General features: G+C 52.9%; 24 protein-coding genes. 8 read left to right on the forward strand and 16 right to left on the reverse strand.

The features are described from left to right. Window positions 1-41 precede the first annotated feature (41 nt). Complete coding sequence (locus tag ACZ5ZS_RS04145) at window positions 42-1,949, forward strand: arginine--tRNA ligase (protein WP_188597091.1); 1,908 nt, start codon at window positions 42-44, stop codon at window positions 1,947-1,949. A 66-nt stretch (window positions 1,950-2,015) separates the two neighbouring features. Here the strand turns inward: ACZ5ZS_RS04145 and ACZ5ZS_RS04150 are convergent, their stop codons facing one another. Both ACZ5ZS_RS04150 and acs read right to left on the reverse strand, forming a co-directional pair. Then, on the reverse strand, window positions 2,016-2,561 hold the full coding sequence (locus tag ACZ5ZS_RS04150) for an acetate uptake transporter (protein WP_188597092.1): 546 nt from the start codon (window positions 2,559-2,561) through the stop codon (window positions 2,016-2,018). A gap of 77 nt (window positions 2,562-2,638) precedes the next feature. Further along, window positions 2,639-4,642 carry an acetate--CoA ligase gene (gene acs, locus ACZ5ZS_RS04155; protein WP_188597093.1) on the reverse strand — a complete coding sequence of 668 codons (2,004 nt, stop codon included), beginning with the start codon at window positions 4,640-4,642 and terminating at the stop codon, window positions 2,639-2,641. A gap of 187 nt (window positions 4,643-4,829) precedes the next feature. On the opposite strand from acs, the gene ACZ5ZS_RS04160 reads away from it, so the two are divergent. Both ACZ5ZS_RS04160 and ACZ5ZS_RS04165 read left to right on the forward strand, forming a co-directional pair. Beyond that, window positions 4,830-5,069, forward strand: a complete 240-nt coding sequence (locus tag ACZ5ZS_RS04160; protein WP_229657760.1) for a hypothetical protein — start codon at window positions 4,830-4,832, stop codon at window positions 5,067-5,069. Between the two features lie 5 nt (window positions 5,070-5,074). After that, complete coding sequence (locus ACZ5ZS_RS04165; protein WP_188597094.1) at window positions 5,075-5,731, forward strand: tRNA(His) guanylyltransferase Thg1 family protein; 657 nt, start codon at window positions 5,075-5,077, stop codon at window positions 5,729-5,731. Window positions 5,732-5,786: 55 nt separating this feature from the next. Here ACZ5ZS_RS04165 and ACZ5ZS_RS04170 read toward each other — a convergent pair whose 3' ends face one another. Further along, the gene (locus tag ACZ5ZS_RS04170; protein ID WP_188597095.1) at window positions 5,787-6,731 is read right to left on the reverse strand and encodes an isoaspartyl peptidase/L-asparaginase; all 945 of its coding nucleotides are present in this window, start codon (window positions 6,729-6,731) and stop codon (window positions 5,787-5,789) included. A 230-nt stretch (window positions 6,732-6,961) separates the two neighbouring features. Between ACZ5ZS_RS04170 and queC the strand changes: the two genes are divergently transcribed. Continuing rightward, window positions 6,962-8,446 (forward strand): 7-cyano-7-deazaguanine synthase QueC, encoded by a 1,485-nt coding sequence (queC, locus tag ACZ5ZS_RS04175; protein WP_188597096.1) that lies wholly within the window; start codon window positions 6,962-6,964, stop codon window positions 8,444-8,446. Here queC and ACZ5ZS_RS04180 read toward each other — a convergent pair. The 3 genes from ACZ5ZS_RS04180 to agl3 are packed head-to-tail and all read right to left on the reverse strand — an operon-like array spanning window position 8,422 to window position 11,586. Beyond that, a complete protein-coding gene (locus tag ACZ5ZS_RS04180) occupies window positions 8,422-9,426 on the reverse strand; it encodes a glycosyltransferase family 4 protein (RefSeq protein WP_188597097.1) in 1,005 nt (334 codons plus the stop codon). The two genes, queC and ACZ5ZS_RS04180, sit on opposite strands and share 25 nt — an antisense overlap. Before the next feature lie 35 nt (window positions 9,427-9,461). Then, the gene (locus tag ACZ5ZS_RS04185) at window positions 9,462-10,430 is read right to left on the reverse strand and encodes a hypothetical protein (protein ID WP_188597098.1); all 969 of its coding nucleotides are present in this window, start codon (window positions 10,428-10,430) and stop codon (window positions 9,462-9,464) included. Between the two features lies 1 nt (window position 10,431). Continuing rightward, complete coding sequence (agl3, locus tag ACZ5ZS_RS04190) at window positions 10,432-11,586, reverse strand: UDP-sulfoquinovose synthase (protein WP_188597099.1); 1,155 nt, start codon at window positions 11,584-11,586, stop codon at window positions 10,432-10,434. 115 nt (window positions 11,587-11,701) lie between these two features. On the opposite strand from agl3, the gene ACZ5ZS_RS04195 reads away from it, so the two are divergent. Then, the gene (locus ACZ5ZS_RS04195) at window positions 11,702-13,486 is read left to right on the forward strand and encodes a polysaccharide deacetylase family protein (RefSeq protein WP_188597100.1); all 1,785 of its coding nucleotides are present in this window, start codon (window positions 11,702-11,704) and stop codon (window positions 13,484-13,486) included. Here the strand turns inward: ACZ5ZS_RS04195 and ACZ5ZS_RS04200 are convergent. Next, entirely contained in the window at window positions 13,456-13,989 is a 534-nt protein-coding gene (locus tag ACZ5ZS_RS04200; protein ID WP_188597101.1) for a class I SAM-dependent methyltransferase, read from the reverse strand. The genes ACZ5ZS_RS04195 and ACZ5ZS_RS04200 overlap by 31 nt on opposite strands. Beyond that, complete coding sequence (proC, locus tag ACZ5ZS_RS04205) at window positions 13,986-14,828, reverse strand: pyrroline-5-carboxylate reductase (protein WP_229657761.1); 843 nt, start codon at window positions 14,826-14,828, stop codon at window positions 13,986-13,988. Before proC ends, ACZ5ZS_RS04200 begins: the two co-directional genes overlap by 4 nt. 272 nt (window positions 14,829-15,100) lie before the next feature. Here proC and ACZ5ZS_RS04210 point away from each other — a divergent pair, with 272 nt between their 5' ends. Next, window positions 15,101-15,439 (forward strand): Rieske (2Fe-2S) protein, encoded by a 339-nt coding sequence (locus ACZ5ZS_RS04210; protein ID WP_188597102.1) that lies wholly within the window; start codon window positions 15,101-15,103, stop codon window positions 15,437-15,439. Window positions 15,440-15,443: 4 nt separating this feature from the next. Here ACZ5ZS_RS04210 and ACZ5ZS_RS04215 read toward each other — a convergent pair whose 3' ends face one another. Continuing rightward, window positions 15,444-16,583, reverse strand: a complete 1,140-nt coding sequence (locus ACZ5ZS_RS04215) for a CofH family radical SAM protein (protein WP_229657762.1) — start codon at window positions 16,581-16,583, stop codon at window positions 15,444-15,446. A gap of 101 nt (window positions 16,584-16,684) precedes the next feature. Here ACZ5ZS_RS04215 and ACZ5ZS_RS04220 point away from each other — a divergent pair, with 101 nt between their 5' ends. Next, the gene (locus tag ACZ5ZS_RS04220; RefSeq protein WP_188597104.1) at window positions 16,685-17,335 is read left to right on the forward strand and encodes a molybdopterin-dependent oxidoreductase; all 651 of its coding nucleotides are present in this window, start codon (window positions 16,685-16,687) and stop codon (window positions 17,333-17,335) included. Here the strand turns inward: ACZ5ZS_RS04220 and ACZ5ZS_RS04225 are convergent. The 4 genes from ACZ5ZS_RS04225 to ACZ5ZS_RS04240 all read right to left on the reverse strand — a co-directional run bounded on the left by ACZ5ZS_RS04225 (window position 17,332) and on the right by ACZ5ZS_RS04240 (window position 20,018). Beyond that, window positions 17,332-17,928, reverse strand: coding sequence for an energy-coupling factor transporter transmembrane component T (locus ACZ5ZS_RS04225; RefSeq protein ID WP_229657763.1), 597 nt, complete (start codon window positions 17,926-17,928; stop codon window positions 17,332-17,334). The genes ACZ5ZS_RS04220 and ACZ5ZS_RS04225 overlap by 4 nt on opposite strands. 65 nt (window positions 17,929-17,993) lie before the next feature. Next, a complete protein-coding gene (locus ACZ5ZS_RS04230) occupies window positions 17,994-18,746 on the reverse strand; it encodes an energy-coupling factor ABC transporter ATP-binding protein (RefSeq protein ID WP_188597106.1) in 753 nt (250 codons plus the stop codon). After that, complete coding sequence (locus ACZ5ZS_RS04235; protein WP_188597107.1) at window positions 18,733-19,440, reverse strand: ABC transporter ATP-binding protein; 708 nt, start codon at window positions 19,438-19,440, stop codon at window positions 18,733-18,735. Before ACZ5ZS_RS04235 ends, ACZ5ZS_RS04230 begins: the two co-directional genes overlap by 14 nt. Beyond that, window positions 19,425-20,018, reverse strand: a complete 594-nt coding sequence (locus tag ACZ5ZS_RS04240; protein ID WP_188597108.1) for a hypothetical protein — start codon at window positions 20,016-20,018, stop codon at window positions 19,425-19,427. The genes ACZ5ZS_RS04235 and ACZ5ZS_RS04240 overlap by 16 nt, the downstream gene beginning before the upstream one ends. A 164-nt stretch (window positions 20,019-20,182) precedes the next feature. Here ACZ5ZS_RS04240 and ACZ5ZS_RS04245 point away from each other — a divergent pair, with 164 nt between their 5' ends. Next, window positions 20,183-20,401, forward strand: a complete 219-nt coding sequence (locus tag ACZ5ZS_RS04245) for a hypothetical protein (protein WP_188597109.1) — start codon at window positions 20,183-20,185, stop codon at window positions 20,399-20,401. Window positions 20,402-20,464: 63 nt separating this feature from the next. Here the strand turns inward: ACZ5ZS_RS04245 and ACZ5ZS_RS04250 are convergent, their stop codons facing one another. The 3 genes from ACZ5ZS_RS04250 to galT form a co-directional block, all read right to left on the reverse strand. Then, window positions 20,465-21,844, reverse strand: a complete 1,380-nt coding sequence (locus tag ACZ5ZS_RS04250) for an acetyl ornithine aminotransferase family protein (protein WP_188597110.1) — start codon at window positions 21,842-21,844, stop codon at window positions 20,465-20,467. Between the two features lie 207 nt (window positions 21,845-22,051). After that, window positions 22,052-24,529, reverse strand: coding sequence for a hypothetical protein (locus ACZ5ZS_RS04255; RefSeq protein ID WP_188597111.1), 2,478 nt, complete (start codon window positions 24,527-24,529; stop codon window positions 22,052-22,054). A 230-nt stretch (window positions 24,530-24,759) separates the two neighbouring features. Next, window positions 24,760-25,731: a galactose-1-phosphate uridylyltransferase gene (gene galT, locus ACZ5ZS_RS04260; protein ID WP_188597112.1), complete on the reverse strand. Its 972-nt coding sequence runs from the start codon at window positions 25,729-25,731 to the stop codon at window positions 24,760-24,762. Window positions 25,732-25,918: the final 187 nt, after the last annotated feature.

A 25,918-nucleotide genomic window follows, 5' to 3' on the forward strand; every position in this document is an offset into this window, starting at 1 on the left:
TCGAGGGAATATTTATTTAATTTAAAGGAGTCCAGCTATTCATGATTTATGACCCTGAGGAGCAAGTGGAGATGGATTTCAAGGCATTGTTGGCTGAGTTGGGCAGCGCGACTGGGATTGATTTTAGCGGGGTCAAGCCAAGCAGGGCCAGGGAGGGGTTTGGCTTCATGGCAGTTCCCCTCCATACGTATCTGAAGAGCAATCCAGGCATTGCCGATGCCGTGAAATCGCTGCGTCCGCGGGGATTGATAAAGAGCATTGATTTAGTAAATGGCTTTCTCAACATAGATATAGATAATTACGCATACGCAGAGTTGGTGATTAATTCTATCCTATCCGCGGGAAGTAAGTACGGCTGGTCCCCCAGGTGCGGGGGTTCTAAGGTTGTTATAGAGCATACGAGCGCCAATCCAATACACCAGCTGCACACGGGTCATGGCAGAAACATGATAATTGGGGACACGTTATCCCGCCTTCACCGCTTCTGCGGCAGCGAGGTCAGCACTAGGTTCTACGTCGATGATTGCGGTCCTCAAGTGATGTACATGGCATTAGGATATCAAAGCGCGAAGGGATTAATAAATGAAAGAATCGAGAGGGGAACGAAGCCGGATAAGGTATTAGGGGCCGTGTATTCCATAACATATGCAATAGGGGAGATCCAGAGGCTATCTACGGCGGAGAAGACCGTTGAGGGCGATGAGGAGAAGCGCAAGTTAATAGCCGAGAGGGATGAGTGGGTGGGTATACTGGCTAAATGGAGCTCCGAGGATGAAGAGTTGGTGAACGCGCTTGCCTCATCCCTGGGCGGAGTTAACGTGACTGAGGAGGTGGGCAGGTGGGTCAGGGAGTACGAGCGGGGAAACCCGGAGATACGGGGCAAGGTGAGGGAGGGGATAGAGCGCATATTCGATGGCTTTAAATCTACCCTGAGCTCATTTGGAGTATCATTTGATGCGTTTGATTGGGAATCAGAGATAGCGCTAGACACGGGGCTCGCGAAAGCCCTCGTAGATAGAATAGCCGCTGCGGGAGCCGACTATGTGGAGAGACTGGGCGGCGCTGTGACCGTGGATGTGGAGAGGTATGCCAAGGATCACAACTTAATGAATTCGCTATCCCTACCCAAGTTCCTGCCGAAGGCCATGCTGACGAGAAGCGATGGATCCACTCTATACCTCACCAGGGATTTGGCGTATGCCGTTTGGTGTCTGGATTCATGCAGGCCAAGCAGGATAATAAGGGTAATAGGATCGGAGCAAACCCATCCACAAGCACAACTGAGGGTGTTGCTCCACATGATGGGGTACGACGCCGGGAGAATAATGCATTACTCATACGAGATGGTCAACATGCCTGGAGCCAAAATGAGCAGCAGGAGGGGGCGGATAGTATCAATGGATGACTTGCTGGAGGAGGCTGAGGAGAGGGTTTGGAAGATAGTGAAGGATAGGCTAGGCAAGGAGGAGGCAGGCAAGGTAGTGAAGGCTGTGGCGGTGGGAGCCATTCGGTTCTCCTTCCTCTCGATTTCTCCCTTGAAGGTGCTCGAGTTTAACTGGGATAAGCTGCTCGATTTAAAGCAGAACAGCGGCCCCTTCATTCAATACTCATATGTCCGCGCGTCATCTATACTGGAGAAGGCCGGGTACCCAACCATAACCAGCGTCGCCGCCCCAAAGTCTCTCAGCGAGGAGGAGGTCAAGCTAATAAGCGACTTGGGGGGATTGCCCAGGGCATTGGCGGAGGTATCCTCAAACCTGAGGCTGGAGAACTTGGTGGATTACGTCAATAGGATGGCCACCGACTTCAACGTATTCTATGAGAAGAACCCGGTCATAAACGCGGAGCCAGAGCTAAGGGATTTCAGGCTGGCACTGGTTACCGCATTCCGAATAGCGCTGGGCAACATGATGAATATAATGGGAATACCAATAATAGAGCATATGTAAATCGATTACGTGATTCGTTCTGGAAAAATCATTTATTTAGAAGCGATGCTGGTAATCTGTATTGCTTCACTTTCTTAATGGCGCAGTTGATAGCATTGGCATTGGCCTATTGAATACTTCCTGTATTACCGATGCGAACGCCGCGTACCAAGCCGCCAAAGCCGTTAATATGCCAACATAGCCCCCAGCCATTGTGTAGCCTAGCCCCAGCAGGAAGAACGTTATCCACAGCAATAGGAAAGTTAACCAAAGCGCCCAGCTCAGCTTAAACGTGGCTATCCACATAATGAAGGTGAATATGCCGAAGGCGATTAGCACCGTATTTATCGCGGGGCTGGGCCCTATCACGTGAAGTCCTATCAATAGTATCGTTGTGAAGAACCACTCCCAGAAGGCCCCGTATGTAAAGAACGCTAGGTAGCCAAATGTATTCCCGGCCTTGAATTCATATATCGCGGCCACTAGTTGAGCCAAACCGCCGTAGAACGCTGCCAAGCCAAGCACGGCGGTCGAATTGGAGACTAGTCCGGCATTCACGGCGCTCAGCACGAGAGTGGTCGTCGCGAAGCCGGACAAGCCAAGCACGGCTGGATTTGCGGTTTTTTGAGACATGTATTTATTGAAATATAGATATTTTTAAGCTTTGCTTTTTGATAAATATTTAATATTCTCTTATGGTATTATTTAATTCACATATTACCGCCAATTTCCTTGCGTAATTCCTCATATGCACGCTTTGCCTCATCTATGCTAGTCTCATCCTCTAAGGTGGTTGCATCGCCCAGCGGTTGATTCATGACGACTTGCTTCACCAGTCTCCTCATTATCTTGCCGCTCCTGGTCTTCGGCAGTTTCGTCACGAAGATTATATTGGATGGCTCGGCAATGGGCCCCACGACTTGCCTTACCCATGCTCTCAATTCCTTCCTAAGCTCATCGGATGGGGCATTGCCGCTTCTCAACACGACGAAGGCAATTGGCACTTCCCCCTTAACTTGATCTGGAACGCCGACCACTGCGGCCTCGGCCACGCTCTTATGGGATATGAGGGCGGACTCTATCTCGTACGTGCCCAACCTATGGCCGGCCACCTTTATCACCTCGTCGGCGCGGCCCAGCACCCATATATAGCCATCCCCATCCTTTATTGCCCAATCACCTGCATAGAATGCTCCTGGGAACTTGGAGAAATAGACATTAACGTATCTGGATGGGTCTCCCCATATTGTTAATGGCATTCCAGGCCATGGTTTCTTGATTATGAGATAGCCCCGCCGTCCCTGCACTGGCTTGCCCTCATCATCGACCACATCCGCCTCCACGCCTGGGATGGGCCAACCATTTGTTCCCGGCTTCAGTGGGATTAATCCCCAACCAGGCACGTGGCTTATCATTATGCCGCCGGTCTCCGTCATCCACCACGTGGAGCCGAAGGGCACCTCGCCCCTGCCTATCCATTTCCACGCCCACCTCCACGCCTCTGGATTGATGGGCTCCCCCACGCTGTGCATCAGCCTAATAGTGGAGAAGTCGTGCTTGCTCACCCACTCGTCTCCGTACCTCATGAATGTCCTTATCGCCGTCGGCGTGGTGTAGTAAACCGTTACGCCATACCTCTCAATTATTTGCCACCACCTATCTGGCGCTGGGTAATCCGGCGCACCCTCATACATAACTATCGTAGCGCCCTCCAAGAGGGGCCCAAACACTATATAGCTGTGGCCGGTGACCCAGCCTATATCGGCAACGCACCAATACACATCGTCATCTTTTATATCGAAGACCCACTTCATCGTGGCATGAAGCTCGGTTAAATAGCCCCCAGTGTCGTGCACTATTCCCTTTGGCTTGCCCGTGGTGCCGGATGTGTACAGGATGTAAAGGGGATGCTCGCTTTCAACGGGTTCCGGCGGTATGTAGGCGTTGACGGGGATGCCCTCCATTAAATCGCTCCACCAATGATCCCGCCCCGCCGTCATTGGAGTATCGCCCAAGCCGAGCCTCTTGTAGACAACCACCTTCTCCACGCTTGGACTGGTCTTCAATGCATCGTCGACTATCTCCTTCAATCTAACCTGCTTTCCCCGCCTCCAGAAGCCATCCACCGTGAACACCACGCGAGCCTTGGCATCGTTTATCCTATCCGACAACGCCGACGCGCTGAAGCCGGAGAAAACGACCGAGAATATTACTCCCAACCTGGCTGCCGCCAGCATAACTATCGGTAATTCCGGAATCATAGGCATGTAGATAGTTATTGTGTCTCCCTTCTTGAGTCCTAACTTAGTCTTCATAACGTATGCAAGCTTGTTCACCTCCCTATAGAGGTCGTAGTAGGTCAATCGCCTGACCTCTACTGGGTTGCCCTTCCCATCAACGGGCTCCCCCTCCCATATGTATGCCACCTTGTTTTTCCTCCATGACGCGACGTGCCTATCCAGCGTTAAGTAGGATGCATTTAATTTGCCGCCGACGAACCATCTATAGAAGGGCGGCTGGGGGTCCGCCGTCAAGGTCTTGCTCCACGGACTGAACCAATCCAATTCCTTGGCAACGCCCGACCAGAACTCCTCTATATTGGAGATGGTTCTTTCGTGCAGTTTCTTATAATCCTCGACTGAGAGATTTTTATTGGCCCATTTATTTATTATTATCTTTTCATCAAACGGAAGATCTTTTTCTTCAATCGACATATCTATAATTATTTTCTAATGTTATATTTAAACATTGCGGCTCTATTTAAATATGGTTTAAGGAATATATAAAATGTAGAAATGACGGGGCAATACGAAAATTGGGGGCAAACCACATTGGATCGATTTGAAAAATCCATGTAAAATATGGACGAAAACTTTTTACATTATTAGCGGCAATACATTGGTGCGATGCGAGCTGGAGTATGTTAACGCCGTTAGGTCCAAGATAGGATTTGATGTTCCGCCAATTGAGGAGGAGGGTACCATGGATGAGGAGAACTGCTTTGCATATGCTGGAATATACTTGCTTGGGGATATATACGTGGTTTATATGAAGGACGAAGAGAGAGTATGCATAGAGGAAGCTAGCACCATCGATGAGGCGCGGGAGGTAGCCAAGCGATTTGTGAAATCGATATGTTGAGGGCCATGGATAGATTGCTCGAGGTGGATCTGAGGAGGGCAAAGGAGTACTTCGAGTCGAGGGAATCCATCAGTGTGGTGAAAGGTCAATTAATGGTATTGAGGCTGGACGGCGTGTCGTTTAGGACCAGGCTAAACGGTTTCCGGAAGCCCAGGGATGAGAGAGTTATGGCCGCTATTGAGACCGCGGCGAGAGAATTGATGAGAGGATTCGGCGCCGCTGTTGCCTACGTGGTTTCCGACGAGATAAATCTATTCCTGGGAGAGCATGTACCATTCGGGAGCCGCGAATTCAAGTTGACCTCAGTCTCCGCCGGCATTGCATCGGCTCATGTATCGATCGCGCTGGGAAGGCCTCTCTACTTCGATTCAAGGATAGTTAGGCTTGACCACGGGGATGAACTGCCCTACATAGTTTGGAGGGCTCGGCTGGCCGCTGGGAATTACTTATCAAACTTTGCCAGGAAGCCGTTCAAAGAGGCAATATACATGGATGGCATCAACTACCTGGATTGCTGCGGCAAGGTATTGGCCAGGAAATGGATAGGCAACAAACCGAGTAGGCGAGTCATAATGGAGTACCCAGCCATCGATGTAATAGAAATGTGGAGAATACCATCCTCAACAGATGGCTATGGTGAAAAACGCCGCGGCACAACTTGAATCCGACCTCCTCCCTCGCTCTTGGAATCAATTGCAACTTCATTTTTTATTCAGTTCACGGGAATCTCTCCTCAGGGAGCACGGCTACCACTGGCTCGCTCATATCCATCCTAATGAATCCGCGCCCCATCATTTCGGTGTTGAATGCGGCGTGAACGTTCCCAAGGGAGTCGATTCCTATCAATCCTATAGTGCCTGTGCCAAATATGGTGCTTGCGCCGTTAACGGATGCATTTATTGCGGTTATTATGTCGCTGCCCGCCTCCACGGCCGTAGCTGCCCTTAGGGACGCCATGTGGCGTATTATTACCTCGCCGAGCCCCGTTGCCGATAAGGCACACCGCCTATCGGCCCAATAGCCTGCTCCCGGTATTGGGGAATCGCCAACGCGGCCCCTCCACTTGAGCCAGACTCCGCCCGTCGAGGTGCCGGCGGCCAGGTTACCGTCGGAGTCCAAGGCCACCGCTCCAACGGTATCCATTATGCCGGCTTCCTTTGCCAGCTTCAAAACCCTCTTGTATGGCACGCTGCCGGAATCTACTTCTCGTATCATTGATCTGTACCTATTCACCTTCTTCTCATTGACGAAGACGAACTCGGGCACCCATAGCCCGGCAATTCTAGCCAATTCCTCTGCGCCTTCCCCGACCACCATCACGTGATCTGTGTTATTCATTATGAACTTAGCCAAGCGAATTGGGTTTGCAACGTGCTTGACTGATGCCACGGCCCCTATGCTCATGGTTGATCCATTCATTAAACCAGCATCCACCTCGACCTCGCCGGCTATGTTGAAGACGCTCCCCACTCCAGCGTCGTTGACTGGGTTGGATTCCAAGGTTGATATTGCCTCGACCACCGCATCAATGGCATTGCCGTTCCTCAATGCTTTCAATCCATTGAGGGCGGCATCCCTGAGGCCAGACCTATACATCCTTAAGTCGTCTTCCTCAAATCTAGCTCGGCCTGCTCCTGCGTGAACCGCTATAGTGGGCATCATACTGTGACGGAGTGGGGCGGCCCCTAAATAACTATTGAGGTGGTTAGGTCTAATTGACGATTTTATTCCGTTTTTCATCATTTTACTTACGTTTTCCCTCGTTTACATCGATTGATTCAGGCAATTCTTGCCCATATTGCTTAGTCTAATAGTCCACCTCTATTAATTATAAATAGAAAATCAAAAACCAGGGCATAATCAATAAATAGACCAGGCTATGCACCGCCGCGATGGATTGCTCCATCAGCGGCGTCCTAATATTCGGCGAAATGGATGAAAGGAGGGCCAGCATAATAGAGGATAAATTGATCGACATATTGATTAGGGCGGAGGAAAGGGGGCGTGATAGTTGGGGCATTGTATACCTTACCAAGAAGGGGGAATTCAGGGAGGAGAAGGGAGTGGGGCCTGCTTCTTCTTCGTTGGCAGGGAAACGGGGATTCCTGGGTCCCGACGCTGTAGCCGTCATAGCTAACAATAGGGCAGAGCCCACCACCGAGGTGGTTGTGGAGAAGGGAATAGATGATATCCAACCATTTGTGGGAGATAGAATAGCCGTGACCCATAACGGCACCATAGCGAACGACTCGGAATTGGAGAGGAGGTATGGGATACGCAAGCGCAGCAGAATAGATTCTTCAGTGCTCCCCCCATTGTTGGAACGGGCGTGGAATGGATCGCTCGAGGATTTGCAACGCATATTGAGGGATGAGGTGACGGGGTCCTATGCAGTTGCCGTGTTGGATAGATCTAGGCCGGGGCGGCTTTGGTTAGCCACTAATTTCAAGCCGCTCTATGTAATGTGGGATTGGAGCGCCAATGCCCTTTTCTTCTCAAGCATGGATTACTACATGCAGGATCCAGACAAGGCTCCCTGGGAGAGCAACGTAGTGAGGAGAGTCAATCCATACACAGTGGTGGAGATCGGCGTGGATGGGACGTGGAGGGAGGCAAGTCTCTGGAGAAGCGGCTCTGGGAATAGACGAAGGGTCTTGGTGATAGCGAGCGGGGGATTGGATTCCACGGTAGCGGCGACCAGCTTGAAGAGGGATGGTTACGATGTATCGCTTCTCCACTTCAATTATAGGCATAAATCCGAGGAGCGGGAGAGGGAGGCGGTGAGGGAAGTAGCGAAGGCATTGGAGGTCCCGTTAATAGAGGTGAACATGGATTTCTTCAAATTGGTAGGCCACTCCCCACTGCTGGGGGAGGGCGACGTCAATAAGGCGAGGATGGGGGAGGCCGGCGCTGAATTCGCTCACGAGTGGGTGCCGGCCAGGAACTTCGTGTTCATATCGCTGGCCACCGCAATTGCGGAGGCATGGGGATTCGATGCCGTGGCTACTGGCGTCAATTTGGAGGAGAGCGGCGCGTACCCCGATAATGAAATGGAGTTCATAAGGCTGCTCAACAGCGTCATGCCTTACGCAACTGGGCCCCAGAGGCGAGTGGAGCTATTGATGCCGGTGGGACATTTAGTCAAGCACGAGATAGTTAAGTTGGGCCTGGAGATAGGCGCCCCATTGGAGCATACATGGAGCTGCTACGAGAACGGCGATAAGCATTGCGGCTTGTGCGGTCCATGCTATATGAGGCGGGTGGCATTCAAGGTGAACGGGGTGAGGGACCCCGTGCCTTACTCATTGCCGCCGGATGATGAGGAGGCGTTCTGGAGGGGAACTAGGGATTATCATCGCCGCATGAATAATTCATAGACTTTGCTCAGGGAGTCCATGACATCGTTTGGGCTATGCTTGTTCACCAATGACTCCAATTGCCTGTTCACCTGGCTCTTCCACGTGGAGGGGGAGGTCAGCAAGTCCTCCGCGGTCTCCGCCATGCATGCAACATCACCGCACGCTGTGCCTGCTCCCTCCACCACTTCTCCCAGGCCTCCGGCATTGGAGGAAACAACGGCAGTGCCCCTCATCATTGCCTCGATCGCCGTTATTCCGTATGCTTCCCATCGAGAGGGAAGGAGGAGCACCTTTGATTTTCCTATCCTATCCAGTACCGTGCTGGACGGGGAGGGGGGGAGGTACTCATCCACGTATTTCAATTGTTTTCTATACTCATCTGGCACTGATCCTATATAGATGGTTCTCACGGAGCTTCCCCACCGCTCCTTTAGATACTTGAAAACGCCGAGCGCTATGTCGCCTCCCTTTAAGTGGAAATCAATGCCGACAAATATTATGCTGTTATCGATTTTTCTTTCCAGCTTAATCCATTGAGGCCATACCGGCAGGTCTATCACGTGAATCGACTCCTCTGGGAATCCATCCCTTATGAAACCCGATTTGGCCCAGTTTGTCCACGTGATCACGGTGGCCCTTCCATACGTGAAACTGCTCAGAAAGCGGGGTGCACGACCCAGTCCACCGCTCATGTGTAGAAACTGGCTTAGGCTTTGGTCATTCTCTAGTATCCAATTATCTCCCATCCTGCGGTACCACCAAAAGAATGCGTGAAATACGTCTGCCTTCAATTGCATTAAATTATCGAATAATATCCTGAGGAGGCCCTTGGCCATCGATGACATGCTGATCCCGTACTCGTTGAATCTGGCGGGCATTAGCGGCTCCCCCCTTACGCTGTAATCCACTCCGTCTGGCAACGCGGATAGCCGCATGCGTATGCCTGAGCGAATCGAGCGGCCAACCCTGCCGTACTGCACAAGGAACTCTACATGCACCAAATGATGCTGATTGCCGGTTTTTAAAGGAATGCTCAGAGCCGATTAGCAAATTTTTTATTTACCCTATAAAAGGATACAAGCTGTAACCTATTAACTATTGCCATTAATGCTCCTATTGCTATTAAAACGCTTGGGAATACGAGCACGTTTATGGATCTTGAGGCTGCAGGGAGAACCGCGGATCCAGTGCCCACCCCAGCGAATGCGGCGTTTATGGCCGTCGTGGGATCCTTTCTCCCATGCTTGCCGGCCAGCATGGTTATCATGGGGTAAATCACCGCGTATGGCAAGATGAAGAGCAGGAATAGCGCGTAATTGAACGCAAACATGATGAAGCCCAGCCCCGCGGCAATTATGAATGCATATAGCCATTTCTGCAATTTATGCGATGCTAGCCTGATCATTCCCATGGATACCGCGGCCGCGGCCAGCATGTACTTAGCATAGGGAATCCCACTCATTCTAGCCAGAAATATCGTGTACAGGCCCCCCAATATGAATGTGGAGGCGGCGAATAGCGCGGTTTCTACGTTGAGGGACGACGCTACGGCTTGCTTCACGTTCGTCTTCCTGGACATAGATGGCAACAACAAGACAGAGGGTAGAAGTAGGAATGGAATGAATGGGGGCAGAAGCAGAAGCAATCCGCTCGCCGCTATGCCGAACGAGGTAAGCGACGAAACGAGCGAGACCGCCTTATCGCCGTGCTTCTCGTAAATCATCGGCGTCGCCAGCGGATCCAAAATGCCAAGCCCGAACATGGCTATTGGCATCGTATATGGATACCAAATAAATAGGAGCGGAGTCATGGCGAGCATAATCTTCTGGGGCCTCCTGAAGCCAAATAGATACCCCACCAAGCCCCCCGCCGCCAATGTCCCGTAGTTTAGCGACACCCAGATGCTGGGATCCATCGGCGATGACAACGGCAAGAGCAGTCCGGCTAGGTTGAGCAGCATCCTATACGCCGCTATCACCAACACGTCCCGCCTGGCCCCCACCCTACCGCCACCGCACTCTGGGCATTATTATTGATCGCTTCTCCTCTATTCTGTGTCTATATGGAATTATGTCTTGCAGCATTACCTTAACCTCGCTCCTGAAATCCTTGCGCAGCCCGAACATGCCCAGGCTGGGCAGCACCCTGCGTATGGGATTATAGTAATGCTCCTCCTTCTCGGCCCTGGGATTCTGTATGTGGTCTATGGAGACCTCCATGCCAAGCTCAGCTGCGGCGTTCCGCACAATGTGGGCTATCTCGATCACGGAGTGGGCCTCCCTATATTGATGCACGACCCTGTACTCCCCCTCCTCCGGGGGATGCGTTAACAGCAAGTAAATGGAATCAATGCTATCCTCAAGCGATATGAAGCCCCTAATCTGCTTCCCGCTTCCGTAGACAGTCAATGGATGGCCTATGACGGCTTGAGCGCAGTACCTATTTATCACGGTCCCCCACACATCGTCGAAGTCGAACCTGGTGAACAGCCTCTCATCAATTATCTCTGGGGTCCGGGTGCCGTAGACCGGGCCCTGATGTATATCGGTCACGGTGAGCCCCCACAATTTGTTGGCGTACATTAAATTGTAACTATCATATACCTTTGACCAATGATACCAACTGCCGGCCCACCTCGGGACAACTATCTCGTCCTCCCTATCACCTATGATCGCCTTAACCATGGCCGTCTCAGGTATGTCGAAGTTTGGAGTGCCGTACTCCCCAAGAGTGCCCATCTTAAGTATGTGGGTTCGTGGAGATAGATCCCTGGCAGCATACACTATGTTTAAGGTCCCAATTATGTTATTGGTAAACGTATATTTAGCATGGTCTAGATCCATCATAGAGTAAGGAGCGGATTTCTGCTCAGCGAAGTGAACCACGGCATCTGGCTTTTCCTGCATCACCTTCTTGACCACGCCATAATCCGTCACATCGCCCTCTATGAATGAGATATCGACCCCCATCACCTCCTTGGCAGCGCGCAGCCGCTCCTCCATGGTTCCTATGGGCAGAGCAGACCAGGAGCCTACCTCCTCCACCCCGCGCCTGGTGCTGTAATTATCGACCCCAATCACGTCGTGCCCCCTTGCCGCCAATCTCAAGGCGAGGGGCCAGCCGAGATAACCGTCAATGCCAAATATGACTATCTTCACTGACGATCCATTTCAAGGACTCATTATAAACATTGCTCACCGGAGGAGAGGGGGAATACCTCATGATTTCCAACACAATGTTTTAATCCGATTCATTGACGTGGGTTCAATCGCAATGATATACATAACTACTGATAAGCCTCTCTATAGGGCTGGCGACAGCGCGGCTATAAGGGTCAAGGTGTCAAACGAGGAGGACAGGGGAATAACCGTCAATGCCAGGATCACCGCGTCCCTCAATAACGATAGGCTGGTTTCGAGGGAGGAGAGGATCTCATTATTGAGGGGAGAGACCAAGGTTATAGAGACCCAAGTGGACTTGCCGGGGCCAGGCGTCTTGATGGCTAACGCCGATGTGGATTACGATGGGAAGTCAACGACTGACAGCGTCAGGGCATACGTATTGGATGGAGGTAAGCGAATTAGGCTCGCGTTGGTTTATCACATGCATCAACCGCCCTGGTATTTGCCCAATGGGGCTTATTACATGGATTGGGCGTTCAGGTATGTGTCTGATAATTTATTATCGCCGTTCTTCGATGGAGGTCCGTATTTATTTCATGCTAAATTGAACGAGAAATACGGCGAGGTCAAAATAAACGTAAACCTATCGCCCAGCCTACTGCATCAATGGGTAGATGCTGTGGAGAGGGGATACGCCTTAATGGATGGCCACGTCTACGGCGTGGATTCAATTCAAGTGAAGAGAGTGGGCGAGGCGCTGGATCTATTCAGGTCGCAAGCCAAGCGGGGCCAAGTTGAGGTGTTGACAAGTCTCTACGCGCATACAATAGCCGGATATCTTGCCGCCACGCATGGAATGGTCGATGTCATTGATGAGGAGGTGAAGGCCGGCATCGACGTCACCAAGAATGTGATTGGAATAGACCCAGTCGGCGTGTGGACCCCCGAGATGGCTTGGGACATGTCATTGTTGGGCATCTACACCGCTGCCGGTCTTCACTACACAGTGTTGTGCGGCAGAAATCACTTCCCGGGGTCCGTCGGCGATAAGGGTTCCATCTATGAACCATACGACGTGGACGGCTTCACCGTGTTCTTCAGGGACCAGAGGCTAAGCGATGTGCTGGCGTTTGAGAATAATTTGTTTGATGAGAGGCACGCGGATAGGATGGCCAGGAGGATCCTAATGGAGGCGGCCAGGGCAGATGGGGAGGATCCCCTAGTGGTGATAGCATTGGATGGGGAGAACTTCATAGCCATGTCGAAGACCCCCGGCTTGGTGGCGGCGGAAATGAACGCATTATACTCCTACCTGGACCTGCTTCAGAGGGATGGCGTGCTGTCCACGATAAGGCTGAGCGAGGCCAGCTCGGCTAAGCGACGGCTCACATTCATACCGACCACGTCGTGGCTGGGGGGCTTCTCCAAGTGGAGGGGGGAGAGGCCGGAGCACGAGCAGTACTGGATCAAGGCGATAGACTCCTACAGATCCATAGTGGGCGCGGAGGCGGCGCTGGGGCGCCGATTGGGGACCGCCAGGTACGCGCTTTGGCACGCCGTGGATAGCGATTTCTGGTGGAGCGATTTCTGGAGCGGGTACATGATAGACGAGTGGCTGAGGAGGGTTAGGGAGGAGGTGGCTAACTCAATGAGCGGCGTGAGGGCCAGCTTGGAGAGGGAGGTAATTGAAACCCTAGCGAATAGGGAAACCAGCGTGGGAATACGCATAAGTAATGAGACTGGGGCCCCGGTTCGGCTTGACGTGGTTTGCTGTAGGGACGCAGCGACCCACGTGGTGGGGCCGGGCGAGTCCGTAATTAGGGTGACGATTCTCCCCTCCGTGGCGGGGGAGTATAGAATTCCCGTCATCTTATCATCAAAGGGATACGGCTATAGGATCCTCTATCAATTGCTGCTGGTCAGGGCGTTTCCCTGAGAGGACACCGTCACCTCCACCCCGAACCACCACTTGGCCACGGGCTTGCCTGGCGATTTGAATGGACCGTAATCCATGAATACTCGATTCACGGCGGATCGCCGCGCGAACTCCGCAGCTATCCAGCGACCGCCGGGCTTTAGGGAGGAGAGTATTTCGCCGACGGCCCTTTCCCTATCCTTTACTTGATGCATCACGAGAACCGTTATCGCGGCATCGAAGCTAGCCCTCCTGGTCGGAATCATCTCCGCACTGCCGACGGCGACGTCAACCCCCCTTCTAAACGCCAGCTCAGCCATTTGGGGCAGCACGTCTATGCAGACTACCCTGCTTCCCCTCGATTGAAGCATTGAATCAAGGATGCCCGGCCCGCATCCCACGTCCAACACGGAGGAGCCCGGCGGCACTTGTTTTTCCACAATCCTGTGGAGCCCCCTCAATGCCTTGCTTATCAAGGCGGAGTACGCCCAAGCAATGCGGGCCAGCGTCGCCAAGCTACTCATCGCCGGCTCCCCAATTCCTCGCCTATGTATCGCTTGAGTTCCTCCATTAACTCCCTGCTTATCTCAGCTCCCTTCCTGTTCGTGGCCTCTATCATATCCATTATGGTTCCCCGCAACCCCCTTTCCTCGCCCCTCCATATCCCATTTATGGTCACCCCGCCCGGCGTGGCGACGCTCCGCATCAAGCTGGCCGGCTCATAGTCTCTGAGCAACTCCAACGTAGATTCAAGCGTGTCCATGACGAGCATCCACGATATATCGCTGGGAAGCCCTATCAGGACGCCCGCCTCCTGCATGGCATCCATCACCATTGCAATGAAGGCAGGCCCGCTTCCACTTAACGACGTTACGGCATTCATGTATGATTCATCCATTACATAGCACTTGCCCAAGGACTTGAACACGCCGCATGTCTCATTTACGTCATCATCGCTGGCCCTGATCCCCTTTGATATGACGGTCACCCCCCTGGACTTGATTATGCCTATGTTGGGCATAGCCCTTATTATCCTGCATGGGATTAAGCCCTCCATTGCTTGTAATGGAACGCCAGCCACCACGGAAATCATCAATTGATCCGGCCCCAGGCTAGGCTTTATCTCCTCCAATACCTCGAATGCTTGCCGGGGCTTCACGGCCAGCACCACCACGTCCGCGTCGGCAGCCGCGGAATTGTCGGTGGTAACCCTTATTGGGACCTGCGCCTTGACCCGCTCCACGCTTTCCGCGCGCTTCACCGTGCCGATAAGATCCTCCGGGGAGGCCCCGGCCAATAGGTACCCACGCGCTATCGCGGTTCCGATCCTTCCCATTCCAATAATCGCTACTCGCCTACCCACTGAGTGGGGCACGCGAGGCCCTCTTTAAAAGCTGACACGTCGTATTGAAGCTGTGACTAATCCGGTCGCCATCTACGTTAGGAAGGAAAGAAATTGGTTTTGGTTAGTTTGACGACGGTCCATCCACATGGTGTACTGGAGGAAGAGGACCGCCTTAACTGCAAGTTCATATCATGACCTCCTTCATTGCCCTTAAGGGCTGGGCTTGCCGTTTGCTTTATCGATAAATTAATGATAAAATATTTAAATAATTAACCTTATAGCCCCACCCCATGAAGGTACGCATATCTACCAAGGTATTTGAGCGAGAGAATTCAATAATAACATGGGTTAACAATAGGCCCGTCCTGGTGGCTAAGGTGGAGGGCCGCCTCTACGCCATGGATGCCGTGTGCGCCCACATGGGGTGCGCATTGCTGACCAAGGTGAATGGGTACACAGTTACTTGCCCAGCCCACGAGGCTCAGTACGATATAAGGACGGGGCAATTAATAGCTAAGGCCAAGATAAGGCCGGAGGAGGGATGCGAGACGGAGAAGATAACCCCGCCGCTCAAGACTTACCAGGCAAGCGAGACCAGCGATGGATTCATTGAGCTGAAGATGGATTGACCAGTTAATTAACGGGCTCTAACGGCCTGTACCAATTATCCCTCTCATAGCCCACGTAACCTGCCCCCGCTATTGTCTTCTTTATGAACTCTCGGGCCAAGTGGGGAAGGGGAACCCCGGCGGCCGGCATCACCCTCTCCTCGTAAAGCGTTCCCCCCCAGTCGTTGGCTCCGTAATCCAGGGAGACTTGGCCGAGCCTCGTGCCCGCCGTTAACCAACCGGCCTGTATCCATTTCAATTCGTCCCTGAACACCAATCTGGCGATCGCGACAGTTCTCAGCAGCTCCGTTCCCCCCACTGGGTACGGAACCTCGCTGGCCAGCTCCGTGTTCTCCGGCTCGAAATTCCAAGCCGTGAATGCCATAATTAAGCCGCGCCGCCTCTGCAGGTCGAGGAGCTTCAATAGGTGCTCCGCCCTCTCCTCGAGCGTCTCCACGTGCCCGTACACCATGGTTGCGCTTATCGGAATTCCCATCTCCATTACTTGATCCATTACATCAAGCCAAGTCCCAGCCGTGCTCTTTATGGGGGACACTAACCTCCTCACCCTATCGCTTAGAATCTCGGCGCCGCCGCCTGGAACGCTGTCCAAGCCGGCCTCCCGCAGCCTGGACACCAGTTCCTTTATGCTCAAGCCGCTGGTCTTGGCCAACCACTCTATCTCCACCACGCTCAAGCCGTGAATCGCGACCTCCCCCCGCGTGGCCTCCTTTATTCCCTTGAATGCCTCCTCGTAGTACTCAAGGGGAATGCTTGGATCCACTCCTCCCTGGAATAGGACCTGCCTTATGCCGTACCTCTCCCAATAATCCTTTATGGAGGCCACGGCATCCCTAACCGCTATCCTATACGAATCCGGGGATCCGGGCTTCCTATAGAACGCGCAGAACTTGCATCCTATCACGCATACGTTGGTGTAATTGAATATCACGTTCACTATGAAGCCCACTCTCCTACCGCTCACGCTATCCGTCACCGCCCGCGCTGCAGCGCCCACCAACCAAAGAGGGGCCCTGTACAACTCCACTACATCCTTTATGGATGCCTTGCCGCTCAATGCATGGGCAATGGCGTCGCCGAATCCCAGCTCATCCGCCGACTTGAGGATGGGATCCATGCCGGGCAAACTCGCAAAATCCACCATCTTCATCATAAACGGAAGACGTGCATTTAAGGATTTCCAGTTAATTAATGTGAAAGCGACACCGATGCAGCAATTATTTATTAGTTCATCTAGTATCAACGATGGAGCAGCAGGCGATCGAGGAGGCGTTGACCAGGAAGTGCGGGGAGGTGGTATACTCCAGGGAGTGGCCGCCGAACCAGGTTAGGGCGAATAAATTCGTCATATACGACGCGTTCGATCCGGGCCGTCCGCCCAGCGTGGATGAGGTGAAGCTGGAGGTGACCGGAGCGGTGGACAGGAGGCTGGAGGTGACCTTAATCGACATGATGACCAAGCTGCCCTGCGTCGACTTGGTGATGGATTTCCACTGCGTGACCGGCTGGAGCGTGAGCAATGTGAAGTGGAGAGGGGTTCAAACAAAATACTTGCTGGGCCTAGCCGGCCCGCGGGGGCGATTCGCTATGGCGGTGGGGTTGGATGGGTACACCACTAACATGCCGCTGGACGCGTTGACCAGCGAGGAAAGCATAGTCGCGTACGCCATGAATGGAGCCATTCTTCCGAGGAAGCATGGATACCCGCTTCGACTAGTGGTTCCCAGCCGGTACGCCTGGAAGTCGGCGAAGTACCTATCCAAGCTGGTGGTGATGAATGAAGACGAGCAGGGCTACTGGGAAATGCTGGGCTACCACGATAATGGAGATCCATGGCTGGAGGAGAGGTTTAGGGCCAGGGATGCATTGATGATGAGGAGAAGGGTTAGTTTCTAGATGGCCGCCATCAATGGGATGGCCGCCGCCAAGGCCAGCAACACGTCGTACTTACCCGGCCTCGGCACCCTCAAAAAACGCTGCTCCCTGAACATCAATGCATCCGCCAACTCCCTGGCCCTCATTATGGAGTTAACCATGACTGGGATCAGGAACCTAAGGGAGCTGGAGCCGGAGCCCCTCAGCCTGGTTGCGGTGCGTATGTTCTCGATCTCCCCAGCTATTATCGGAACCATGCGAATCGTGAGGTGCAGGGCCAGGGCGAAGTCGGATAAACCGATTCGTTGAAGCAACGCCTCCGCCTCCCTGGGATTCGTGGTGCCCACGATCACGACAACCATGGAGAGCGACGCTACGAGCCTGGCCGTGTTTATGCCAATGAATAAAAGCGATTCCACGCTGGTGGACTTATTAATTATGGCCGTGATCGCGTATAGAACCACTGTAGCCGCTATGATTGGCGATATATATCCCAACAAGGACAAGAACCTCCTGGATCGACCCGAGATCACAGTGAAGGCGGCTATTACCCCCATCGACAATAACATCGATCTATAGCCAAGCAGTAGACCAGCCACTAGGACTCCCAGCATTACCATCTTGCCCCATATGCTTGACCTGTGTAGAACAGTACGCCCGGGGATATACGTTAAGCCCATTATGGCCGACGCAGTGGGTCACCCCAAGGTACCGCTGAACTGCATCTCACAGGCTCAGGCAGCTCGGCCGTCCTTAAAACCATGTACACCTCCGACCTAGACACTAGCCTGCCGCAGCTGAGGGGCTCGAGAACCCCGTTCTCCAGCTCGACAGCCTCATCGACGCCCATGAGAAGCAGGAAATCCACGTCATGCGTGGCAATCACCATGGTGGAATCCAACCCGTTGAGCAGCGCTGCCACCCATTCCTTGTCCCTATACGAAAGGCCAGTGGATGGCTCGTCAAGCAGTATCACGCGGGGACCGTAGGCCGCTACCACGGCCAGGGACAATCGCCTCTGCTCGCCCCAGGATAGGTTGAACGGGTTCTCCCCAGCATACTCGCCCAGCCCGAACGCGTTCAATATATTCATTGCAGCGGTTGCGGCATCCCTCTTGGAGAGTCCCTTTATGCCAATCAATGAATCCATCACTTCCTCCAACGCAGTCGGCATGTAGAACGAGTGGGAGGGGTTCTGCGGCACGTACGCGAGGATTCCCCTTGCCTTGCGGGGATCCATGCCCATTATGAACACGCTGCCCCTGCTCGGCCTTCTGGCCCCGGCGAGTATCCTCAGCAGCGTGGTCTTGCCGGACCCGCTTCTCCCAATCAACCCTACCGCCCTAGATGGCTCCACGACCCAACTCACGCCCCGTATCACCCACTCGCCCTCGTACCTGAACCAAAGATTCCGCGCCTCAATTGCGTGCAATCTCGCTCACCGTTAATGCAGGCGCGCCTCCCATAGATCTCCAGAGCTTCATGAAGAGGGGAGCGCCCACCTCTCTCGATAGCTCGCTTGACTCGATGGCGTCCCTGGGAGGGCCGCGGAATGTAATGGATCCATTCGCCAGCAATGCAACCTCATCCGCTATTGGGAGGAAGTAGTGATACCTATGCTCGCTCACGATCACTGCCCTCCCCATTCCTCGTATGTACCAAATTACGCTGAGCAGATTGGACACTCCATCCAAGTCAAGCCACATGGTGGGCTCGTCCAGCAACAACACGTCCGCCCCGCTGGCCAATGCCTTCGCCAAGACCACCCTCTGCTGCTCTCCACCGCTTAACTCAAACGTTGGGCGATCCATTAGATCCAGAATCCCCATTGCACTAATTATGTCTTCATCGACTCCCTCCAACTCGTCTCTGACCGTCAACTCCAATAATTGATTCTCAGGGTTTTGGAGGACTGGGTATACCTTGCCGACGCGAATCGATCCTCTCATTTCCCCCTTCCCAGCAAGTAATCCGGCGATGGCCTTGATTAGGGTCGACTTACCCGCGCCGGACTTACCCACGAGCAATAGGAGGCGGCCGCTCGATAGGCCCAGGTTGATTCCCCGCAGTGTCCATTTATCGGCTCCATTGTACTTAAACCAAAGATCGGTTACCTCAACTCCCATAGCTGTGACCTCAAGTACCTAGCTATGTATTCATAGAGCGGAACCGTTATCGCTATGTAGATAAGCGCCAGGGAGGCGTTGAATATTGATATGACGGGCAATAGAACCTCCACGGAGGTCAGGCATTGAGCGTATGTCGAGCAGGCGTGGGCGAATATCATTAACCAATACGGGGTCACCGCGATGTTGGCCACATCCATCACGGCCACCCTGGATGCAACGGCTACTGCGCTGGCCGCCGCTGTCCTGATCTTGCCTCCATATCCATAAATTGATGCGAATGGAATGAATGTGGCGACTTCGGCTAACCACTTCATAGAGGCCCCCACTGGGTCTCCCGTTGCCAGGAATATGGCTATGGCCGTGATGCTGGCTCCAAGCAGTGCATCCCTCCTGCCGCTCAGCAATGCCAATAATAGTAGGGGTACCCCGACTAAGTCGTACTTAAGGAATGGGGCGAGCGGGAATGGGAACTCTATTCTCAGCAACTCCAGCGAGACCGCGGCTGCGCTCAGCACGGCCAGCAGCGATAGGCGTAGCGGGCTTCTGTGTAAACTTTTTTTTATGCCTATGGCCATTTGCTAAACTATTGTTTAAGCCTATTTTTAAGCATTTCCCTGGCAATTCCAGCCGAGCATTGTAATTAATCGATGGGGGTGAATATAGCTTACTGAAAGTTTTATCAAACTCAGGTAAACAATTATCGTCTGGGTTTATAAATGGGTTGTTCAGAATACTAGATATGACTGGAAAATATATGATATTGATAAACGAGGAAGCAGCGCGAGTGTTGGTGACTGGCCGGGAGCAGGACAAGGAGCTCGCCGGGGTTGGCTGGTCCATCATTGGATCATTCCAGACATGGAGGGAGGCATACGAAAGGGCCAGGGATATCGCCGACGAGCGCGACTACATACTTGAGTGGTACTTAGAGGAAGAGACACCTGTTCCATCTAATTAACGGTAAATCCAACCATTCGATAATTTTAATTTTCAATTGCAATCAAGAGTCTCGAGCCATTCATCACTTAACTCTCTCCCTGTCCACCTTCCTCAACACGTCTATTATCACATTGACGGCCTTCTCCGCCAGCTCCATGGGTAGGTTAAGCGGCGGCGCTATCCTTATGGTGGAGTAGCCAGACGATATGACGGCGACCCCTCTCTTGAAGCTCCCCATGAGTACCTCCTCTATCTCCTTCTTTGCGTACTCCTTTGTCTTCCTATCCCTGACCAGCTCCACGCCTATCATCAAGCCAAGCCCCCTCACGTCACCTATTAGATCTATGGAGTCCATCTCTTCCCTGAACCTGTTTCGTATGAACTCGCCCACCCTGGACGCGTTCTCCAGCAACCCCTCATCCTTGATCACGTTTATCACCTCTATCCCTGCAGCCAATGCCACGGGGTTCCCGCCGAACGTGTTGGCATGTGATCCCTTGGGGAGATCCATCACCTTGCTCCTCCCTATTATGGCGCCGAGAGGCAGCCCCGCGGCTATCGCCTTGGCCGTGGCTATCAAGTCGGGCTCCACTCCCCAATGCTCTATCGCCATCCACTTACCGGTCCTGCCGAAGCCGGCCTGCACCTCATCATCTACGAGGAGAAAACCATGCTTATCCGCCAAGCTCCTCAGCTTGGGGAAGAAGTTCCTCGGGGGAACCACGTAGCCCCCCTCTCCCTGGATGGGCTCAAAGAATACGGCCGCGACCTCGCTTGGATCTACCAGTTTTCCGAATATCCAATCCTCCATATACCCTATCACTGCATCTCCGCACGCCGCCTCATCCAGGTTACCGAAGGGGCACCTGTAGGGGTATGGATACGGCACGTGGATCACGTTGGGCGTGATCGGATTGAAGCCCCGCCTCTGGACGGGCTTGCTGGCGGTGAGGGACATGGAGCCGTAGGTCCTGCCGTGGAAGGCGCCCAGGAACGCTATGACGTACGGTCTCTGGTTCTGGAAGTGCCCTCTACTTATTTTTAGCGAGCCCTCTATGGACTCGGTGCCCGAGTTCGTGTAGAACACCCTCTTCTCCCCGCTTATCGGGGTTATTCCAATCAACTCCTCCGCGTGCTTTACGGCAACGTCGTAATAGAAATCCGTCAAGCTGTAGTGGGTGAACAACTCGCTCTGCTCCTTTATTGCCTTAACTATCCTGGGGTGACTGTGGCCTACGCCCATCACGGCTATGCCGGCATTCATATCTATGTATAGATTGCCATCCACGTCCTCCACCACTGGGCCGTAGCCAGCCCTAATCACCAGGGGGTACCATCGACCGAATGACTGCATTATGAGCTTCTCGTCTCGTTTAACCACATCAAGGGCTTTGGGACCCGGGGGTTCTACCTTTATCTTAGGGACATCCTTCGGATCTATGGGCCAATGCCACATTGACATAGTTGACGGAGATGGGGGCCATTTATAAATAATACTCCAAGCCAATCCTTTCAGCTAAAGTAAATAAGTAATGAATATAACCCTATAGTTAACCATCAACTAGCAGAGCGAAGCAAGAAACGCATTTCCAGAACGGGCTCGATGATTTAATATTATTGATGACTTAACGCACTGCCCCAATTGCGGGGGATCGGACTCGCAATCCCATCATCGATCACATCCAGATGGATTGGGCTGCACCAGATAGAAGGGAGAGGGGAAGTAACCGGATTGCGGCTCCACGTAAATCAAGTAATTGGTAACATAATATACAGGGGAGAAACAAGTACCATTCCTACCCATAACGATTATCGATAAGTCATATGCTGTGGCCACATCATGCATGCTGCCCGCTGATACACCTACATTTAACTCCGGTAAATAGCTCGGCATACTGAAACCGGATGGTCCATCTGACATAGCCATTACTATCGCGCCCACCGGAATGCTTATGCTGAAATAATTGGTGTACTTTGCATTCTCTATTATATCGCCTGTGTTCTCAGCTAAATTGTTAACCGTAGGGCTTAGCTGTACCTTTTTTAGTGCGTTTATGGAACTGCCATTTATGTCATGGAACGCCGTCGATATGATGTATCCCCAGCCCGAATCGCCAGTGGAGTAGGTAGCCTCGAATTGATGAGTCTTAGTATTATTAAATGGAGCAAACCACACTAGCGTGATATTGCCCATCTTGAGAAACGGCAGAAATCCAATTTGTAGGGTGTAATTAACCAGGTAACCGATGCCGATCAAATCGATAGTGGTGAAACCAGGAGAGATGCTTGTGACTTGGCTTAAATTGCTATTGAAATAACCACAATAATTGCCCACCGAGCCCCACATGCATACATAATCCAACAATACCACTTCGTTGTGGCTAGACCATATGGTGAACCCAGACCCGCTTGTTTCTATTCCTATTTTACCCAACCTAATCGGAGCAGCAAATGATACCGCAAAGCTCAAATCATAGGAGGTCTCGGAACCCACGGTTATGTATGGATATTCCTCAACCAATTCAATGTGTTTTAGTTGAGCCGGGGTGAAATAGACGCCCATTATTGGGGCCGGCATTGTTCCATTGAACATTATGTTCCCCCTATACCATTCAATACATGCATCGAACAAGGTAAACCACGGGCAAGCTGAGACCCCTGTCTTGGGGGGCTGGGCAACGCATGATACTGTGAAGGACGCGGCGGAGCCATTGGCCACAGCCACGGAGCTCGGATTTATTACGCACTCCTTACCGGGCGGGTCCTTAGTTACCACGGCGCTCAATTCATCTCGGAATCCCCCCAGCCTCACCACGGAATCCGCGACGCTGCCATTGCCCGAGACGGAGGCCACGGAGCTCATTACCTCCCATCCAGCCCCATAGGGATCAGATACATTCACCCTGGCAGAGAATGGATTATCGGGAGGGGACTCAACCAGCCAACACATCAATGACCCGGTGTAATTCCCGCCTTGGGGCGCCTCGGTTGATACAGCGAAGCCGTGGAACTGGTACTCCACAGATGCTAATTGAACTGCGGCGAGCTGAGGCTGAAGCCCGCCCTCCCCGCCGGAGCCTGGTTCAACAGTCTCTGAGCCGTTGCTCAGCACGGTGGGGGTTCCCCATATGGTCACCACGCTGCCGTTAACATCGCACTCCAGCGATACCTGCGGCATCGCGTAGTAAATGTTAAGGCTCCCCACCTCGTAGAGGGGGGCATCGAGCACCAGCGGACCGGTCACGGAGACGGACAGCGTTACATTGGATTGACCGCTGGCCAGAACTCCCCTATTCATGCCGATGCCAAGCTCCAAACCGTTCAATCTAGCCTCCACTCCCACGGGGGAGGCCACGAACCAGTAACCCATCACGGTCCCCCCAAGGGGAGGCGAGGTGAAGTTGAAGTACTCCGTCCAGTACCGCGGCTGGGAGGCTCCAGCCATTGGTTTATTTATGTGGGGGATGCGGGAGGTTATCGGGCCTAGCGGTATGGATGCGACGGGGACTCGGGGACACTTGGGAAGGCTTGGATATGCTGAGCATATGCGGGTCAAGTTCATGGTGAGCCCCATGTCTATCATAGCCGCCGCCGTGTAGTTAACCTGGACCTGGACCTCCGATCCCTCCGCCAGCGATGGTATTATGGGTATGGTCACTAGATCCAGGGGAGAGAAGGCAGTATCGCTCGCATTGCTTATGGTACTTAACAGCACCACGAGGGAGGGACCCGCCGTCGATCCATAGCCCAGCTCCTCATCCAGCTCCTCGGCGTAGGGCAAGTAACTGGACGAATTGATGATTATGGTGCTCCCATTACCTCCCCACTCCCCCACGTCGACGAAGCCGCCGGGAGCTGGGCCCACGGCAAATGCGTAGAGGCTGGCGTTGGTGATGGGAAGCGATAGGTTGTAGTACTTATCTACACCGTTAACCTGCATCGATATTGAGGGGAATACTGGAGGATCTACGTGATCCAAGCCATTCACAAGCCTTGATAGGAGAGTCGGCTTCACGTAGCGGACCACGTAATTGGGGCCGTAATAGATGAATACGACGCGGGGCTGCGATTCGAGGTATAATGAAATGCCCAGCAATACTATTATGGATATCATTACAAAAAGCTTTATTAATAATAAATTATTCATCAATAGTAAGCTCTAGTACTTGTTTATATTCTTTCTCTCATACCGCCGCCAGGGACCCCTCCGCGAGGGCGTTAGTTTGCTGCAGACCAATTTTGAAAGCATGCCCTAATGCTTTCACGCCTCATAGATCAACTCCACGCATTCCTCCCAATCCCATGATCCGTGGCTTGGTTTCAGGAAAAAGCCGATCCACGCGTGATCCATAATCGCTGCAATAGGTCTAGGCGTAATTAAACGCACCTCCCAACTAGGTCGCGCGCACTAGCACATGATCTCCTCAGCTCCGCCGCCTTGGCTTCAGGTGACGAGTCGTACGTGAACGTCCAGAGCCCCCACTCAACGCCCGCGGCGTACTTCATCTTACCCGCGTCCCTGAGCATTGGGTAGAACTCGACGTGTAGGTGGAAGGACTCGTGGAACTTGACCGGGGCCTGGTGAACAGCCATCACGTACGGCATGTCCCTGCCCAGCACGGAGTCCAGCATGTAGGTGGAGGCCCTGAGGGAGTCCGCCATCAACCTCACCTCGTCATCGGTTAGCTGCGTCAGCTTCTGGACGTGCCTCCTTGGAATTACGTGAATCTCGTAGGGCCACATGGAGTAGTACGGCTTTATTATCGCGAATCCATCATTTATGTAAATCAATCGCTCGCTCCCCGCCTCTGCTTTCAACTCATCGCACAGCATGCAGGAGCCGCGCCTCTTCATGTACCTCCTCATGTTCCTCGCCTCCAGCCTAACGCGGAGCGGAACGTAGGGGAGCGCGTATATCTGGCTGTGGGGGTGGGTCAACGATACCCCTATCTCCCTGCCCTTATTCCTGAAGAAGTAGACGTATTTCACGAAGCCTTGACCCTCCATATCGGACACCTCCCTCCTCACCCCAAGAAGCACGTTAGTCAATTCATCTAGGCTCATCAAGTGCAGATCAATTAAAGAGTGGTTAGGGGACTCCACGACCACCTTACAATACCCAAAAGACCTGCGGGACTTGAATCCAGGGGTTCTCGAGTTGCGTGGAGGGCTGGGGACAAGCATTGGATACCTATTGGGCAATATTAGATAAGACCAACCGATGCCCGTCTCCTCATTGCCTGGATCGAAGGGGCACGCGGAGGAGGGCTGCCATGGCCTCGATTCCCTCACCGTGGATATCATTATCCACTCCCCTATCAATGGATTGAACCTCAACTCCATTCCCATAAAACCGATTAACCACGAACCCGTATTAATCTTTCACGATGGCACCTCACGCCTCCATAATGGTAATGGCAAGCCCGAGGCCGTGATAAATGAGGGGACAAGCCTCGCCCTTCCAGGGTGAGCGGGAGGCCAGCCAGGCCTACTTTCTGTTTAATCAATCATAGCCTCATAAATTATTATTTATAAA

This window comes from Thermocladium modestius (assembly GCF_055398215.1).